Origin of the sequence: Corynebacterium callunae DSM 20147 (genome assembly GCF_000344785.1) — a bacterium.
Lineage (GTDB): Bacteria > Actinomycetota > Actinomycetes > Mycobacteriales > Mycobacteriaceae > Corynebacterium > Corynebacterium callunae.
The window spans coordinates 2,706,729-2,723,226 of sequence record NC_020506.1 but is presented as its reverse complement, the minus strand read 5'-3'; the positions used below and the strand labels follow the sequence as shown (position 1 = coordinate 2,723,226).

General features: G+C 51.8%; 12 protein-coding genes, 4 rRNA genes and 1 pseudogene. 11 read left to right on the top strand and 6 right to left on the bottom strand.

Going from position 1 to position 16,498, the window contains the following annotated elements; genetic code table 11:
• Positions 1-42 precede the first annotated feature (42 nt).
• Positions 43-573 carry a PadR family transcriptional regulator gene (locus tag H924_RS12610; protein WP_015652343.1) on the top strand — a complete coding sequence of 177 codons (531 nt, stop codon included), beginning with the start codon at positions 43-45 and terminating at the stop codon, positions 571-573.
• Here H924_RS12610 and H924_RS12605 read toward each other — a convergent pair.
• Positions 570-1,889, bottom strand: coding sequence for an MFS transporter (locus H924_RS12605; RefSeq protein WP_015652342.1), 1,320 nt, complete (start codon positions 1,887-1,889; stop codon positions 570-572). The two genes, H924_RS12610 and H924_RS12605, sit on opposite strands and share 4 nt — an antisense overlap.
• 232 nt (positions 1,890-2,121) lie before the next feature.
• A complete protein-coding gene (locus tag H924_RS12600; RefSeq protein ID WP_015652341.1) occupies positions 2,122-2,328 on the bottom strand; it encodes a heavy-metal-associated domain-containing protein in 207 nt (68 codons plus the stop codon).
• A 185-nt stretch (positions 2,329-2,513) separates the two neighbouring features.
• On the opposite strand from H924_RS12600, the gene trxA reads away from it, so the two are divergent.
• Together trxA and H924_RS12590 are read left to right on the top strand one after the other, a co-directional pair.
• Positions 2,514-2,888: a thioredoxin gene (gene trxA, locus H924_RS12595; protein WP_015652340.1), complete on the top strand. Its 375-nt coding sequence runs from the start codon at positions 2,514-2,516 to the stop codon at positions 2,886-2,888.
• A 259-nt stretch (positions 2,889-3,147) separates the two neighbouring features.
• The gene (locus tag H924_RS12590; protein ID WP_015652339.1) at positions 3,148-3,978 is read left to right on the top strand and encodes a PspA/IM30 family protein; all 831 of its coding nucleotides are present in this window, start codon (positions 3,148-3,150) and stop codon (positions 3,976-3,978) included.
• A gap of 51 nt (positions 3,979-4,029) precedes the next feature.
• On the opposite strand, the gene H924_RS12585 is transcribed toward H924_RS12590, so the two are convergent.
• A complete protein-coding gene (locus tag H924_RS12585; RefSeq protein ID WP_029703546.1) occupies positions 4,030-5,538 on the bottom strand; it encodes an NYN domain-containing protein in 1,509 nt (502 codons plus the stop codon).
• A gap of 202 nt (positions 5,539-5,740) precedes the next feature.
• Here H924_RS12585 and H924_RS12580 point away from each other — a divergent pair, with 202 nt between their 5' ends.
• Positions 5,741-6,115, top strand: coding sequence for a GntR family transcriptional regulator (locus H924_RS12580; protein WP_015652337.1), 375 nt, complete (start codon positions 5,741-5,743; stop codon positions 6,113-6,115).
• Between the two features lie 350 nt (positions 6,116-6,465).
• Here H924_RS12580 and H924_RS12575 read toward each other — a convergent pair whose 3' ends face one another.
• Complete coding sequence (locus tag H924_RS12575) at positions 6,466-6,732, bottom strand: hypothetical protein (protein WP_015650010.1); 267 nt, start codon at positions 6,730-6,732, stop codon at positions 6,466-6,468.
• A gap of 2 nt (positions 6,733-6,734) precedes the next feature.
• On the opposite strand from H924_RS12575, the gene H924_RS12570 reads away from it, so the two are divergent.
• The 3 genes from H924_RS12570 to rrf all read left to right on the top strand — a co-directional run bounded on the left by H924_RS12570 (position 6,735) and on the right by rrf (position 11,967).
• A 16S ribosomal RNA gene (locus H924_RS12570) occupies positions 6,735-8,258 on the top strand.
• A gap of 386 nt (positions 8,259-8,644) precedes the next feature.
• Positions 8,645-11,726 (top strand): 23S ribosomal RNA (locus tag H924_RS12565).
• 124 nt (positions 11,727-11,850) lie between these two features.
• Positions 11,851-11,967 (top strand): 5S ribosomal RNA (gene rrf / locus H924_RS12560).
• Together the 16S, 23S and 5S rRNA genes form the textbook arrangement of a ribosomal RNA operon.
• Before the next feature lie 364 nt (positions 11,968-12,331).
• Here the strand turns inward: rrf and H924_RS14820 are convergent.
• Positions 12,332-12,571, bottom strand: coding sequence for a GNAT family N-acetyltransferase (locus H924_RS14820; RefSeq protein WP_404825328.1), 240 nt, complete (start codon positions 12,569-12,571; stop codon positions 12,332-12,334).
• Between H924_RS14820 and H924_RS14760 the strand changes: the two are divergent.
• The 3 genes and pseudogenes from H924_RS14760 (at position 12,519) to H924_RS14750 (ending at position 13,802) form a co-directional block, all read left to right on the top strand.
• Positions 12,519-12,882: pseudogene (locus tag H924_RS14760) on the top strand (transposase). The gene H924_RS14820 and the pseudogene H924_RS14760 overlap by 53 nt on opposite strands.
• A gap of 46 nt (positions 12,883-12,928) precedes the next feature.
• Complete coding sequence (locus H924_RS14755; RefSeq protein WP_015650012.1) at positions 12,929-13,405, top strand: IS3 family transposase; 477 nt, start codon at positions 12,929-12,931, stop codon at positions 13,403-13,405.
• The gene (locus H924_RS14750; RefSeq protein ID WP_318532973.1) at positions 13,347-13,802 is read left to right on the top strand and encodes an integrase core domain-containing protein; all 456 of its coding nucleotides are present in this window, start codon (positions 13,347-13,349) and stop codon (positions 13,800-13,802) included. Before H924_RS14755 ends, H924_RS14750 begins: the two co-directional genes overlap by 59 nt.
• A 746-nt stretch (positions 13,803-14,548) precedes the next feature.
• Here H924_RS14750 and H924_RS12545 read toward each other — a convergent pair.
• Complete coding sequence (locus H924_RS12545) at positions 14,549-14,815, bottom strand: hypothetical protein (protein ID WP_015650010.1); 267 nt, start codon at positions 14,813-14,815, stop codon at positions 14,549-14,551.
• A gap of 2 nt (positions 14,816-14,817) precedes the next feature.
• On the opposite strand from H924_RS12545, the gene H924_RS12540 reads away from it, so the two are divergent.
• Positions 14,818-16,341: ribosomal RNA gene (locus H924_RS12540) — 16S ribosomal RNA — on the top strand.
• The last annotated feature ends 157 nt before the right edge of the window (positions 16,342-16,498 follow it).

Sequence of the window (16,498 nt, the reverse complement as noted above, 5' to 3'; positions counted from 1 at the left end):
ATCGTTAACTTTCAAATTGAAAACCTTAGAGAGGAATCAGAAATGTACTTCGAAAAAGAATTTGAATGTGGTCGCCGCCATCCGCACCGTGATCATGATCGTCGCCATCACGGACGCCATCCAGGCCGAGGGCGTGGTGGGCGCGCAGGCCGTGGTGATCTCCGCAATGTAGTTTTGGCGCTTTTGGAAGCTGAATCCCTGCACGGTTATCAAATCATCACCATGATCAGCGAAAAAACAGAAGGTAATTGGAGTCCCAGCCCGGGAACTGTTTATCCAACTTTGTCCATGTTGGAGGATGAAGGTCTCATCTTGATTTCCAATGAGATGGGTCGAAAGATGGCGCGTCTAAGTGATGAAGGTAAAGAACTTGTTGCCGCCAACCGTGCGGAATGGGGCTCCATTTTGGAGGCTTATCGCAACCCTCAAGCGGATTTTGGCCGGGTTTTTAACCTCCGCGCGGAGTTCCACAAGGTGCGTGAAGCAATAAAAGCTGCCCCCCAGGATAAGTCGGCGGAAATTGTCGACATCCTGCAGAGGGCAGCGGAAGAGATTAAGAAGCTTTCTGATTAATCAGCCAGCGCTTTGCCCTTTTGTTCAGGCAGCGTATATGCTGCGATGGCGGCGATCGCAAAAGCCGCGGCAAAAACTGCAAACAGTACAATTGGGCCACCAAAAGCGATAATCGGAGGCACAATTAGCGGCGCGATGATAGATGCGATGCGTCCAAAACCGGCAGCTGCGCCGGTTCCGGTACCACGCACATTGGTGGGGTAGAGCTCAGGTCCGATGGCATAAAGTGCGCCCCATGCGCCCAGGTTAAAGAAGGATAAGAGGCAGCCGGCAACGATGATCTGCCATTCCACATCGGCGAGGCCATAGAGCATTGCGGAAATTGCAGAACCTGCCAAGAAGGTAGCCAGGGTGCTGCGACGGCCCCACTTTTCAATAAGCCAGGCGGCAACGGCATAACCAGGCAGCTGTGCCAAGGTGATGATCAAGGTGAATTGGAAAGACTTCACCAGGGTAAAACCATCGGCTACCAGCAGCGATGGGATCCAGATGAAAGCTCCGTAATAGGAGAGATTGATGCAGAACCACACAATCCACAGGGCTACGGTGCGCTTGCGCAAGGCCTGGGACCAGATGGATTGGGAATCTGCGACCTCAACATCGCGGACTTCTGGAGCGGTGTTATCTAAAGTCTTGCCCTCATCAAGAGCCGCACGCTCAAAGGATTCTACAATCTTTTCAGCTTCTTTGTGACGGTCATGCTTTTCCAAAAAGCGCACAGATTCTGGCAAGCCAAGACGGACATAAACGGCATAAGCAGCTGGAACGCAGCCAAGAGCCAGTGCCCAACGCCAGCCGTTATCGGAGCTGGTGACCACAAAAGTGCCGATAATTGCGGCGAGGATCCACCCCAAAGCCCAAAACGCTTCGAGAATAACCACCATGCGGCCGCGTACCTTGCGTGGGGAAAACTCGGAAATCAGGGTAGAAGCAACAGGCAACTCTGCGCCAAGGCCCAAGCCGACCAAAAAGCGCAGCACCATCAACATGCCCAAAGAGACAGAAAGTGCAGCAGCGCCGGTGGCGATGCCGTAAATAAGGAGGGAAAGAGCAAAAACTTGTCGACGGCCCAACTTGTCAGCAAGCAGGCCTCCAAGGGAAGCACCGATAGCCATACCAACAAAGCCAATTGAGCCGAGTAGGGAAGTCTGGGTTGGACTTAGGCTCCATTGAACCGCAAGTGCAGCCATGACAAAAGAAATTAATCCGACATCCATGGCATCAAGTGCCCATCCAATGCCGGAACCACCTAGGAGTTTCTTATGCTTTGAGGTGACTGGCAGGCGATCAAGCCTGTCATTGCGAGTTAGTGTCATGCCGGGAAAGATTACTCTTTTTTGAGACAAAAGTGAGATTTAATCTCACCTGGAACCCCCGGGCTCTGGCCGGGTTACTGGGGCAGGGGCGCGTCGAAAAGCACTCTTTTATTAGCTGGTTGGTTATTTAGCTGTACTTTTAACTAGCAATTGAAAGATATAACCAATAAAAAAGCCCCCATAACGGGGGTGATTTTTATCCAAATACCAACTTTGGTATTTAATGGCACTGTTAATTCGGAATTACTTTGCAACCCGCAAGTTCCACAGCTTTGATGATGTCATCATCGCTGAAACCTTCGCCGGTGACAGCAATGCGACCATTTTCCACATCAATATCTACGCCTTGGGCGCCGGGCACAATGCTGATCTCATCCTCCACCGAGGCTGCGCCATTTTCGCAGGTCAAACCCTCGACTTGGTAGTTTTTTGTGCTCATAACTCCCTTTCTTTGAACATGGTAACTCCCAGCGGTACCTGTAAAAGGCATTTAAAGCACTGTACGATATGCAATGAGTCAGGCGGTACCACGCTGAATAAAGAAAATGAATCGGCGGGAATAACCTGCTACCGCTTTGAGTTGGTTTCTATACAGACCATACAAATATTGAACGGAGTTTATCCATGGCGACTATCGAAGTAACCGAAGACACATTTGAGCAAACTGTTACCGGTGAGGGAATTGTCCTCGTAGATGCTTGGGCATCTTGGTGTGGTCCTTGCCGCCAGTTCGCTCCAACCTATGAGAAGGTTTCTGAAACCCACAGCGACGCTGTCTTTGCAAAGCTCGATACCGAGGCAAACCAGAGCCTGACCGCTGCCCTGGAAATTCAGTCCATCCCAACCCTGATGATTTTCCGCGATGGCATCATGGTTTTCCGCGAAGCCGGCACCATGCCAGCTCCAGCCCTTGATGATCTGGTTAACCAGGTTAAGGGTCTAGATATGGAAGACGTGCGCCGTCAGATCGCAGAGCAGCAGGGATCCGCAGAGGCTTAAGATTTTCCTTAAGTCCAAACAGGGGGCTACCGACAAAACGTCGGTGGCCCTCTTTTTTGCTATCCGCTTGCTGCAGGCGCTTGTGGATTCAGGGACATCTCAGGGTTGGCCCCCAAATCTAAGAACTTGGGCGGTGGGAGTGGGCACTTTTGCGTAGACTGGGGATTTACCGAGTGAACCTCATTTGGTTCCGCGAAATTTCTTCCAATTTTTAAATATTTAAAGACCATCTCCACAAACCTTAGGGAAGTGACTGACTATGGCTAATCCGCTCAGCAAGGGCTGGAAGTACCTCATGGCATCTTTTGACAATAAAATTGATGAAAACGCCGATCCGAAGGTACAAATTCAGCAGGCTACCGAGGCTGCGCAGCAGCAGCACCAGCAAATTATGCAGCATGCCTCGCAGATTATCGGCCAGCAAAAGCAGCTCGAAATGAAGCTCAATCGCCTGGTATCTGACCGCGATAAGCTGCAGGATCAGGCTCGTCAGGCAATTCAGCTCGCCGATAAATCCGCTGCTGCAGGAGATGCCACCAAGGCGCAGGAGTTTAACAACACCGCTGAGGTTTTTGCTTCCCAGCTCGTAGCCGTGGAGCAGCAGCTGGAGCAGACTACTGCTTTGCATCAGCAGGCTGAGGCTGCCGCTAAGGATGCGGTTGCAAAATCCAAGGAATCTGAGATGCGTCTTAAAGATCAGATGTCTCAGATTGATGCTCTCCGCGCCCAGGCTGATCAGGCCCAGATGCAGGAAACCGTTACCAAGTCAATGGACAGCCTCAACCAATTCGGTGGCAACGACGGTTCCGTTCCGACCCTCGACGCAGTCCGCGAAAAGATCGAGCGTCGTTATGCAGATGCTTTGGGAGCCCAGGAGCTGACCCAAAACACCGTTAGCGACCGCATGGCTGAGATTCAGCAGTCCGGCACCGATCAGCGCGCCGCCGTCCGCCTTGAGCAGTTGCGCGCCGAAGCGCTGGGCACTGCGCCTGCCGCCACGGGTCAGTTAGAGTCCGGTGTTACTGACGCAAAGGAGCTTGTCGACGAAACCCCGGATGCTTCCGGCACTAACGGTTCCGCAATGAAGTAATACAGCAAAAGGCGGGGCATCTCTGGTTGAGATGTCCCGCCTTTAGTGTGCCTACTGACTGTTGCGAATATTGAGCAACACTGCACGAATACCTGAATGGAAACCATCGCGCAGGCTTACACGCTGGGCTTCTGTCAAGGTGTACTCATGCAAGGTTTCACAGGCGAATTGCAAAAGTGGCCGATCAATCTCAGGAGGAAGGCCACCGCCGGAGAGTAGATGGGCTTGATCGCGTTGGGTAGCCGTGGCAGCGTTCTCAAACCACCAAGAAGCATATTGCTGGCCAACGTCATAAGGCGTTTGGAAACCAGCAGTTGCCCATACTTCATTTGGCAGCGGTACATAACGAGAGCGCAGTTTTCGGCGAGGAGCCATCATGGAAGGATTCGGGATTTTCGCCCGCGTCTCCTCAACATGATCTTCAACATGGCCCTCAACTGCAGAATCTTCGCTGGTAGCGGGTGTTTGTGCAGTTGACAGTGAGGCCTCGGAGCTCTGCGCAACCGTCTTAGGCGTTGGAGCCTTTGGTTGAGCAGGCTTTACTGGCTTCGCGGCGGTGCCAGGTTTCGGAGCAGAAGCTGGGGTGGTTGGCTGCTTTGGTTCTGCCTGTTCAACTGGTGATGGCTGCGCAGAAACTTCCGGCGCTGCGTCTGCCGGCGCCGGGGTAGGTGCTTCGGTTTCCGGCTTTGCTAGTGCAGGTTCGGCAATCTTTTGCGCGCGCTTGTCGATACTGCTTTGCGCCTCGCATTGCTGATCTTCAAATGCTTCCGAAGGCTCACCAGGGCGAGGAGACAGTTTTTCAGCAACATCATTTGCACTGAAAGGAGCTGTGTTCTTGAATTCCGGAGCGGAATCTACTGCGGAATCTTCCGCGGTGGTCTCCGCGGCTGTTTCCACAGCTGTTTCCGCAGTAGGTTCTGGCGTGGCTACTCCAGGAACCGGAGTGAAATCCAGCTCCTCGATTGGTTCGGCGTCACCGATTGGCTTGACTCTGACAACAGGGGGAAGCGGACCTTCCAGCACCTGCAACTGCATACAATCCGCAAAGTCTTCGCGTGGGTCCAAGATGGTGGTGGTATCGCAACAATGGCGTAGCTGCGAAGACATTGAATCCCAACCGAAACCATAAAGGTGAACACGCAAGCCTGCATTGGCTGCTTCTTGGACACCGGGGATCATATCGGCGTCACCACTGACTAATACAATGTCGGAACATTGTCCGCGCACACCAGCTAGCACCAGGTCAGCGACCAGGCGGGTGTCCACTGCTTTTTGGGTACGCCTTTCGCCCCATTCGATGAGCTGTCCAGCGCGCAGCTGCACACCATCGCAGGTTCTTAGGGCACGCTGATAACGGTGGGGACCGGAATCAGGGATTCCGTCGTACCACATTTGCCTTTGAACTGGCTGTTTAAGTTGTTGCTCGATCATCCTTCCTAAAACCCCGACTACTTCGGGGAGGTCAATTTCTAATTGGGCACGTGCCCCTGTCTCCCAAGAGTTATAAAAGCTTGCGAGTAGGTAGGACGTATCCACGAATACCTGTGTGCGTTCAAGCATGGCTCCTAGTTCCGATTCTGTTGAGTTTTATTAATCTTTTTATCCAAGCATGCCTTATCTTGCGATTACTCGTCTATTTCAGGTGGATAAAGGCGGCTGCAATGTTAAAGAAAGCATAAGTCGATGTCGTATGAGGCGAATGTGAATGTTTCAACACCTGTTAAGGTTAGTTACATGAGTAGCCAACTGGTGGGGAGTTGACGTGGAGGAATCGAACGTCCCCCTTTTCCGCCAAATCGCCACCCTCATAGAGGACTCAATTGTTGAAGGCTCTTTAACGGCATTTCAGCGCGCGCCGTCCACGAATGAACTCGCGGCCTTCCACAACATCAATCCGGCCACCGCCCGCAAGGGCTTGGCACTCCTAGTCAGCGCAGGTGTCCTTATTAAGAAGCCCGGCATTGGGATGTTTGTGACCGCACAGGCAGCGCATCTCATTATCGAGCGTCGGCGGGCAGAGTTCGCCGCGGTATTCCTCGCCCCCTTGGTTGACGAGGCCATCAAACTTGGCCTCAACCGTTCTGGGGTGCACGAGCTTTTTGACCAAGTTGCGGAGAGTCGGGGGCTCTACCAGTAATAACGCTTTTCGACGTTGCTCTGTGGGGCTGTGACCTGCGCATTTGAAAACATCGGTGAGTGTGTGTAACTTAGTGGAAGTCGCCGCGACCGACAACGCCCCGCCAGTCACACTGGTTGATGAGGCGGAAAGGAAAACAAGCGGATCGACAAACACAATCATAGAAAACAGGAAAAACAAGGAATTTGCTTTCTTGACTACCAGTTACTAAGATTGATCAAGCTGCCAAACACCTACTCGAGATAAAAAATTGGGTTTGTTGTTGGTATGTGTATGTTGTTTGAGAACTCAATAGTGTGCCATTTATTTTATTATGTTTACCATAATCCCCAAACATGGTTTGGGGTTGGTCATGCCGGGTGGTGGGTTGCATATATCCCACCACTGTAAATAAGGAACATGCTCTTTGGGGTGTGTTTTAGTTTTTGTGCATGGTTGTGGTAGAACACTTTTGTTTCCCACTCTTTGACCCCGTCGGGTTGGTGGGGAACGTTTTTTGTTTTATTTTTATAACCATTATTTTTGGTTAACAGCCAGTCAATCACCCTTTTTTGTGGTGGTTGGTTGTTTGTTGTTGGCTGGGTTTTGGGCTTTTCACGGCCTTGATTTTTTTTCATATTTTGTGGAGAGTTTGATCCTGGCTCAGGACGAACGCTGGCGGCGTGCTTAACACATGCAAGTCGAACGATGAAGCTTAGCTTGCTAGGTGGATTAGTGGCGAACGGGTGAGTAACACGTAGGTAATCTGCCCTGCACTTTGGGATAAGCCTGGGAAACTGGGTCTAATACCGAATAGGACACACTATCTTTACGGTGGTGTGTGGAAAGCTTTTGCGGTGTGGGATGAGCCTGCGGCCTATCAGCTTGTTGGTGGGGTAATGGCCTACCAAGGCGTCGACGGGTAGCCGGCCTGAGAGGGTGTACGGCCACATTGGGACTGAGACACGGCCCAGACTCCTACGGGAGGCAGCAGTGGGGAATATTGCACAATGGGCGAAAGCCTGATGCAGCGACGCCGCGTGGGGGATGAAGGCCTTCGGGTTGTAAACTCCTTTCGCTAGGGACGAAGAGTTACATTGACGGTACCTGGAGAAGAAGCACCGGCTAACTACGTGCCAGCAGCCGCGGTAATACGTAGGGTGCGAGCGTTGTCCGGAATTACTGGGCGTAAAGAGCTCGTAGGTGGTTTGTCGCGTCGTCTGTGAAATCCCGGGGCTTAACTCCGGGCGTGCAGGCGATACGGGCATAACTTGAGTGCTGTAGGGGAGACTGGAATTCCTGGTGTAGCGGTGAAATGCGCAGATATCAGGAGGAACACCAATGGCGAAGGCAGGTCTCTGGGCAGTAACTGACGCTGAGGAGCGAAAGCATGGGTAGCGAACAGGATTAGATACCCTGGTAGTCCATGCCGTAAACGGTGGGCGCTAGGTGTAGGGGACTTCCACGTCTTCTGTGCCGCAGCTAACGCATTAAGCGCCCCGCCTGGGGAGTACGGCCGCAAGGCTAAAACTCAAAGGAATTGACGGGGGCCCGCACAAGCGGCGGAGCATGTGGATTAATTCGATGCAACGCGAAGAACCTTACCTGGGCTTGACATATACCGGATCGGCGTAGAGATACGTTTTCCCTTGTGGTCGGTATACAGGTGGTGCATGGTTGTCGTCAGCTCGTGTCGTGAGATGTTGGGTTAAGTCCCGCAACGAGCGCAACCCTTGTCTTATGTTGCCATCACGTGATGGTGGGCACTCATGAGAAACTGCCGGGGTTAACTCGGAGGAAGGTGGGGATGACGTCAAATCATCATGCCCCTTATGTCCAGGGCTTCACACATGCTACAATGGTCGGTACAGCGAGTTGCCACACCGTAAGGTGGAGCTAATCTCTTAAAGCCGGCCTCAGTTCGGATTGGGGTCTGCAACTCGACCCCATGAAGTCGGAGTCGCTAGTAATCGCAGATCAGCAACGCTGCGGTGAATACGTTCCCGGGCCTTGTACACACCGCCCGTCACGTCATGAAAGTTGGTAACACCCGAAGCCAGTGGCCCAACCTTTTAGGGGGGAGCTGTCGAAGGTGGGATCGGCGATTGGGACGAAGTCGTAACAAGGTAGCCGTACCGGAAGGTGCGGCTGGATCACCTCCTTTCTAAGGAGCTTTAAATAAACTCATCCTCAACAGTTGTTGGGTTGTATGGGTTGTTGGTGTTGGAACCCATGTGTGGTTGCCATCAACACAAATTAATCGGGTGGAGATGACCCTTGGTGTGGTAAACACTTCTCTCTGTGGGGGAAGATAAAAATAGGTGGCATGCTGTTGGGTGTCTGAAATGACATGTAATGTGTTGTTTCTTCATCAGATCATGATTATCCAGTGATTGTGCACGGTTGTGTGTGGTTGGTGGTGGTGATGGTGTGTTGTGTGAGAACTGTATAGTGGACGCGAGCATCTTTATTTTTTGTATATTTTTTTGTGTATCCGAACGTGACACACGATGAATGCTTGTTTGAGTGTTTGTTGGTGTGTTGTCTTAGTGTTTTGTTTTTAAGAGCACACGGTGGATGCCTTGGCATATCAAGCCGATGAAGGACGTGAGAGGCTGCGTTATGCCTCGGGGAGTTGCCAACTAAGCGTTGATCCGAGGATGTCCGAATGGGGAAACCCAGCTGCAGTAATGTGTGGTTACCTGCCGGTGAATATATAGCCGGTTGGGAGGTTTACACGGGGAAGTGAAACATCTCAGTACCCGTAGGAGAAGAAAACAATTGTGATTCCGTTAGTAGTGGCGAGCGAACGTGGATGATGGCTAAAGCTTATGTGTGTGATACCCGGCAGGGGTTACATGTAGGTGGTTGTGGGGTTACAGCGTGTGTGTTCTGCCGGACACTGGCACATGGTTAATTGATTAGTGGAAGTGGTGTGGAAACGCCTGCCGTAGAAGGTGATAGTCCTGTACGCGAAGATCAGTTGGTGTGTGTGGTTGTTTTTCCCAAGTAGCAGCGGGCTCGTGGAATCTGCTGTGAATCTGCCGGGACCACCCGGTAAGCCTGAATACTTGATATGACCGATAGCGGATTAGTACCGTGAGGGAATGGTGAAAAGTACCCCGGGAGGGGAGTGAAATAGTACCTGAAACCGTGTGCTTACAATCCGTCAGAGCCTCACTTGTGGGGTGATGGCGTGCCTTTTGAAGAATGAGCCTGCGAGTCAGCGGCATGTCGCGAGGTTAACCCGTGTGGGGTAGCCGTAGGGAAACCGAATCCTAATAGGGTGTGTTAGTGGCATGTCTTGGACCCGAAGCGGAGTGATCTACCCATGGCCAGTGTGAAGCAGAGGTAAGACTTTGTGGAGGCGCGAACCCACTTAGGTTGAAAACTGAGGGGATGAGTTGTGGGTAGGGGTGAAAGGCCAATCAAACTCCGTGATAGCTGGTTCTCCCCGAAATGCATTTAGGTGCAGCGTTGTGTGTTTCTTGCCGGAGGTAGAGCTACTGGATGGTTTAGCGGGACCAACATCTTAGCGACATCAGCCAAACTCCGAATGCCGGTAAGTCAGAGCACAGCAGTGAGACTGCGGGGGATAAGCTTCGTAGTCGAGAGGGAAACAGCCCAGATCGCCGGCTAAGGCCCCTAAGGGTGTGCTAAGTGGAAAAGGAGGTGGGGTCGCGAAGACAGCCAGGAGGTTGGCTTAGAAGCAGCCATCCTTGAAAGAGTGCGTAATAGCTCACTGGTCGAGTGATTCCGCGCCGACAATGTAGTGGGGCTTAAGCACACCGCCGAAGCCGCGGCAATGATACTTTATTGTGTTGTTGGGTAGGGGAGCGTCGTGCACGCGTTGAAGCAGCCTGGTAATGGTGTTGTGGAGTGTGTGCGAGTGAGAATGCAGGCATGAGTAACGAATGATGAGTGAGAAACTCATCCGCCGGATGACTAAGGGTTCCTGGGTCAAGTTAATCTTCCCAGGGTGAGTCGGGGCCTAAGGCGAGGCCGACAGGCGTAGTCGATGGATAACGGGTTGATATTCCCGTACCCGAGTGTGTGCGACCATGGTGAATCAGTGATACTAACCACCCGAATGCTTCCATGTGTCATCTTTGATGATGTGTGGTTGTGGTTTGCGTGGGACCTGATCTGGTAGTAGCTAAGTGATGGGGTGACGCAGTGAGGTAGCTAAGCCACTTATTGGATTGTGGTGTAAGCGTGTAGCACTGTTGGTAGGTAAATCCGCCAACTATTAATGTGTGAGGCGTGATGCAGAGCCCTTTTGGGGTGAAGTTGGTGATCCTGTACTGTCGAGAAAAGCCTCTAGCGATGTACATATTCGGCCCGTACCCTAAACCGACACAGGTAGTCAGGTAGAGAATACTAAGGCGTTCGGGTGAACTGTGGTTAAGGAACTCGGCAAAATGCCCCCGTAACTTCGGGAGAAGGGGGGCCATCATAGGTGAACACCTTTGCGGTGGGAGCGTGTGGTGGTCGCAGAGAATAGAGGGAAGCGACTGTTTACTAAAAACACAGGTCCGTGCGAAGACGTTTAAGTTGATGTATACGGACTGACGCCTGCCCGGTGCTGGAAGGTTAAGAGGACCGGTTAGCTGTTAAAGGCGAAGCTGAGAATTTAAGCCCCAGTAAACGGCGGTGGTAACTATAACCATCCTAAGGTAGCGAAATTCCTTGTCGGGTAAGTTCCGACCTGCACGAATGGCGTAACGACTTCCCTGCTGTCTCAACCACAGGCCCGGTGAAATTGCAGTACGAGTAAAGATGCTCGTTACGCGCGGCAGGACGAAAAGACCCCGGGACCTTCACTATAGCTTGGTATTGGTGTTTGATTCGGTTTGTGTAGGATAGGTGGGAGACTTCGATCATATGACGCTAGTTGTGTGTGAGTCGTTGGTGAAATACCACTCTGATCGGATTGAATGTCTTAACCTTGGCCCATGATCTGGGTTGGGGACAGTGCCTGGTGGGTAGTTTAACTGGGGCGGTTGCCTCCCAAAATGTAACGGAGGCGCCCAAAGGTTTCCTCAGCTTGGTTGGTAATCAGGTGGTGAGTGTAAGTGCACAAGGGAGCTTGACTGTGAGAGTGACAACTCGAGCAGGGACGAAAGTCGGGACTAGTGATCCGGCACCAACTTGTGGTTGTGGTGTCGCTCAACGGATAAAAGGTACCCCGGGGATAACAGGCTGATCTTCCCCAAGAGTCCATATCGACGGGATGGTTTGGCACCTCGATGTCGGCTCGTCGCATCCTGGGGCTGGAGTAGGTCCCAAGGGTTGGGCTGTTCGCCCATTAAAGCGGCACGCGAGCTGGGTTTAGAACGTCGTGAGACAGTTCGGTCTCTATCCGCCGCGCGCGTTGAAACTTAAGGAAGGCTGTCCCTAGTACGAGAGGACCGGGACGGACGTACCTCTGGTGTGCCAGTTGTTCCGCCAGGAGCAGGGCTGGTTGGCTACGTACGGAAGGGATAACCGCTGAAAGCATCTAAGCGGGAAGCCTGTTTCGAGATGAGGTTTCTTTTGAGGTTCCCTATAGATTATGGGGTTGATAGGCCAGATCTGGACGCATTGTAAGGTGTGGAGGTGACTGGTACTAATTTACCGACAACAAAACACAAACAACTTTAGGGTTGTTGGTGATACGCAAAACGTAACGAAAAATAGCAAAAAGATTTGCTCGCGTCCACTATGCAGTATTTGACACAACACGCATCATTTTTTGTGGTGTGGTGGTTGGTTGTGTCGGTGGTGATAGTAGCAGGGAAACGCCCGGTCCCGTTCCGAACCCGGAAGCTAAGCCTGGTTACGCTGATGGTACTGCACTCGGGAGGGTGTGGGAGAGTAGGTTACCGCCGACCTAAAACTTAATTAGATAAACGCTGAAGCCCGTATGACACGTTGTGTTATACGGGCTTTAGTCATGTCTAAAAGGAGGGGTAGAACATCGTTGTGGTGTTCTTCCTTTTCTTGTGTGTTGGGGGGTGTGAGAAACAGTTTTGTTTCTCACACCCCCTTCGCATGCCTTGATATAGGGCGTATATAAGGGGAGGGAGAGGACCAAAACATTCCTCTCCCTCTCCTTAATTGCGTTTAGTAGTAGATATCAGTGGCAGTCAGTGTTATTCAGTATCTTTTTGCATTATGAAAATTAGCATTTGCCTTAACAGTGGAAAGTCGAGCTTCTGGACGTGACCCCTAATCTCTACACGGATGCGCTGGGCTTCAGTTACCTTTTGGGATCTTCATGGACATCAAATAGTGGTGAGTAGCCCATTGGTAGATATAGGTTTCTGCTTCCCGCCGGCGAGGTTCACGTGTGAAGTAAAACCGTCGATAACCAAACTCAGCAGCCGCATCTTCCAGCGCTGTTATAATTCGACGAGATAGACCTCGGCGTCGATAATCTGAACTGTCCCAGGTTTTGTTCCGTCTGAGTAGATGGGAAAATCTAGTACATGCCAAAGAAGTTTGACCAGGAAGCCAAGGACCGTGTGGTCCGCCTGGTAGAGGATCGTATCTTGGCCGAGAACCTTTCGATGCAACAAGCGTGCCAAGCAGTCGCACCAAAACTGGGCGTCTCGTGGCACACGGCCAGGCAATGGACGCAGCAGGCTCGCCGTGATGGTCTCACTCACCAACACCAGCCAGAAGACTTAGTCGCTGAAGTTGCCAAGCTGCGCCGTGAGAATCAAGAGCTGCGAGACACCAACGAATTGCTCAAGGCTGCATCGGCTTTTTTCGCATCGGAACTCGACCCAAAACGTCGGAAATGATCCAGTTCATTGACAAACACCGCGATCGTTTCTCAATCGAGTTCATGTGCGTAGGACGTTGAACACCCACCGTGCGGGCGGCTTTATCACCTCCCGCGGCTATCGCCAGTCCAAGGCTCGCGGGCTAAGCTCACGTCGTCTGCGCGATATTGCTTTGGTAGAACACATCCGCGAGATCCACGCTGAAAATTACGGTGTTTATGGAGTACGAAAGATGTGGCACACTCTTGCTCGCCAGGGGATTGATATTGGTCGTGAGCAAACCGCTCGTTTGATGCGACTGGCTGGCGTAGCAGGTAAGCCCAAAGGCCGAGCGCCGATAACGACCCGTAAACCCAAAGGCCCGGATAATCGTCCTGACATGGTCAATCGCGACTTTACCGCGCACAGGCCGAATCAGTTGTGGGTTGGGCGATATTACCTATGTGCGAACCCGAAAAGGCTTTGTGTACACCGCTTTCGTCATGGATGTGTTTTCTCGCCGCATTGTTGGCTGGGCCTTGTCCGATTCGATTCGCACTGAGGCTTTGCCTTTGCAGGCACTGAATCAAGCGATTGTGTGCGCTGAGGAAACGGCTGGACTGATTCACCATTCAGACCACGGATCGCAATACGTCAGCATTGTCTATAACGAGCGTCTTGCTGAGCATAAAATCGTTGCATCCACAGGAACGGTGGGTGATTCCTATGACAATGCTCTAGCGGAAAACGTCAACGGCTCGTACAAAAACGAGCTTATCCATAACAGGACGTGGGATGACGTTGTCGACGTGGAAATAGCGACATTCGAATGGGTTACTTGGTGGAATGAGACCAGAATCCATCAAGGGTTGGGCTACCGCACGCCAGATGAAGTTGAATCAGAATTTTGCCAGAGCAACCCGGGCCAAGAAATAATAGAAATCAAGGCAAACGCCTAGGAACAAAACCCGGGGCACTTCAATCCTTGGATGTCCAGATCTGCTTCAATCTTCAGTCGCTGCACAACGTTGGAGGAGTAAGACATCTCCGTAGGGCGCTTCAAAGATAAATGGAGGGAATGGATCATTTTCCTCTGGGCTCTATGCGTTGAGTATTCATAGGCGAGCACATCTACGAGAGAGCGAGCCTCAACAGCACTGAGTTGAAGAGGGACTAGTTCTCTCCAGCAATTGCATCTTTCGTTGCAAGCTTAAGATTGCGGATCGACTGCTCACCTTTGCTCGATGGCGTTGCGCCGCAATACCCAACCCGAATCAGCGCCGGCAACTATGCAGCGGATCTTTTCGGATTGAGAATTCGGGTTAAGACTCCCGAATGACACAAAGCATTTAAAAAGATGCTTTTCGACGTTGCTCTGTGGGGCTGTGACCTGCGCATTTGAAAACATCGGTGAGTGTGTGTAACTTAGTGGAAGTCGCCGCGACCGACAACGCCCCGCCAGTCACACTGGTTGATGAGGCGGAAAGGAAAACAAGCGGATCGACAAACACAATCATAGAAAACAGGAAAAACAAGGAATTTGCTTTCTTGACTACCAGTTACTAAGATTGATCAAGCTGCCAAACACCTACTCGAGATAAAAAATTGGGTTTGTTGTTGGTATGTGTATGTTGTTTGAGAACTCAATAGTGTGCCATTTATTTTATTATGTTTACCATAATCCCCAAACATGGTTTGGGGTTGGTCATGCCGGGTGGTGGGTTGCATATATCCCACCACTGTAAATAAGGAACATGCTCTTTGGGGTGTGTTTTAGTTTTTGTGCATGGTTGTGGTAGAACACTTTTGTTTCCCACTCTTTGACCCCGTCGGGTTGGTGGGGAACGTTTTTTGTTTTATTTTTATAACCATTATTTTTGGTTAACAGCCAGTCAATCACCCTTTTTTGTGGTGGTTGGTTGTTTGTTGTTGGCTGGGTTTTGGGCTTTTCACGGCCTTGATTTTTTTTCATATTTTGTGGAGAGTTTGATCCTGGCTCAGGACGAACGCTGGCGGCGTGCTTAACACATGCAAGTCGAACGATGAAGCTTAGCTTGCTAGGTGGATTAGTGGCGAACGGGTGAGTAACACGTAGGTAATCTGCCCTGCACTTTGGGATAAGCCTGGGAAACTGGGTCTAATACCGAATAGGACACACTATCTTTACGGTGGTGTGTGGAAAGCTTTTGCGGTGTGGGATGAGCCTGCGGCCTATCAGCTTGTTGGTGGGGTAATGGCCTACCAAGGCGTCGACGGGTAGCCGGCCTGAGAGGGTGTACGGCCACATTGGGACTGAGACACGGCCCAGACTCCTACGGGAGGCAGCAGTGGGGAATATTGCACAATGGGCGAAAGCCTGATGCAGCGACGCCGCGTGGGGGATGAAGGCCTTCGGGTTGTAAACTCCTTTCGCTAGGGACGAAGAGTTACATTGACGGTACCTGGAGAAGAAGCACCGGCTAACTACGTGCCAGCAGCCGCGGTAATACGTAGGGTGCGAGCGTTGTCCGGAATTACTGGGCGTAAAGAGCTCGTAGGTGGTTTGTCGCGTCGTCTGTGAAATCCCGGGGCTTAACTCCGGGCGTGCAGGCGATACGGGCATAACTTGAGTGCTGTAGGGGAGACTGGAATTCCTGGTGTAGCGGTGAAATGCGCAGATATCAGGAGGAACACCAATGGCGAAGGCAGGTCTCTGGGCAGTAACTGACGCTGAGGAGCGAAAGCATGGGTAGCGAACAGGATTAGATACCCTGGTAGTCCATGCCGTAAACGGTGGGCGCTAGGTGTAGGGGACTTCCACGTCTTCTGTGCCGCAGCTAACGCATTAAGCGCCCCGCCTGGGGAGTACGGCCGCAAGGCTAAAACTCAAAGGAATTGACGGGGGCCCGCACAAGCGGCGGAGCATGTGGATTAATTCGATGCAACGCGAAGAACCTTACCTGGGCTTGACATATACCGGATCGGCGTAGAGATACGTTTTCCCTTGTGGTCGGTATACAGGTGGTGCATGGTTGTCGTCAGCTCGTGTCGTGAGATGTTGGGTTAAGTCCCGCAACGAGCGCAACCCTTGTCTTATGTTGCCATCACGTGATGGTGGGCACTCATGAGAAACTGCCGGGGTTAACTCGGAGGAAGGTGGGGATGACGTCAAATCATCATGCCCCTTATGTCCAGGGCTTCACACATGCTACAATGGTCGGTACAGCGAGTTGCCACACCGTAAGGTGGAGCTAATCTCTTAAAGCCGGCCTCAGTTCGGATTGGGGTCTGCAACTCGACCCCATGAAGTCGGAGTCGCTAGTAATCGCAGATCAGCAACGCTGCGGTGAATACGTTCCCGGGCCTTGTACACACCGCCCGTCACGTCATGAAAGTTGGTAACACCCGAAGCCAGTGGCCCAACCTTTTAGGGGGGAGCTGTCGAAGGTGGGATCGGCGATTGGGACGAAGTCGTAACAAGGTAGCCGTACCGGAAGGTGCGGCTGGATCACCTCCTTTCTAAGGAGCTTTAAATAAACTCATCCTCAACAGTTGTTGGGTTGTATGGGTTGTTGGTGTTGGAACCCATGTGTGGTTGCCATCAACACAAATTAATCGGGTGGAGATGACCCTTGGTGTGGTAAACACTTCTCTCTGTGGGGGAAGATAAAAATAG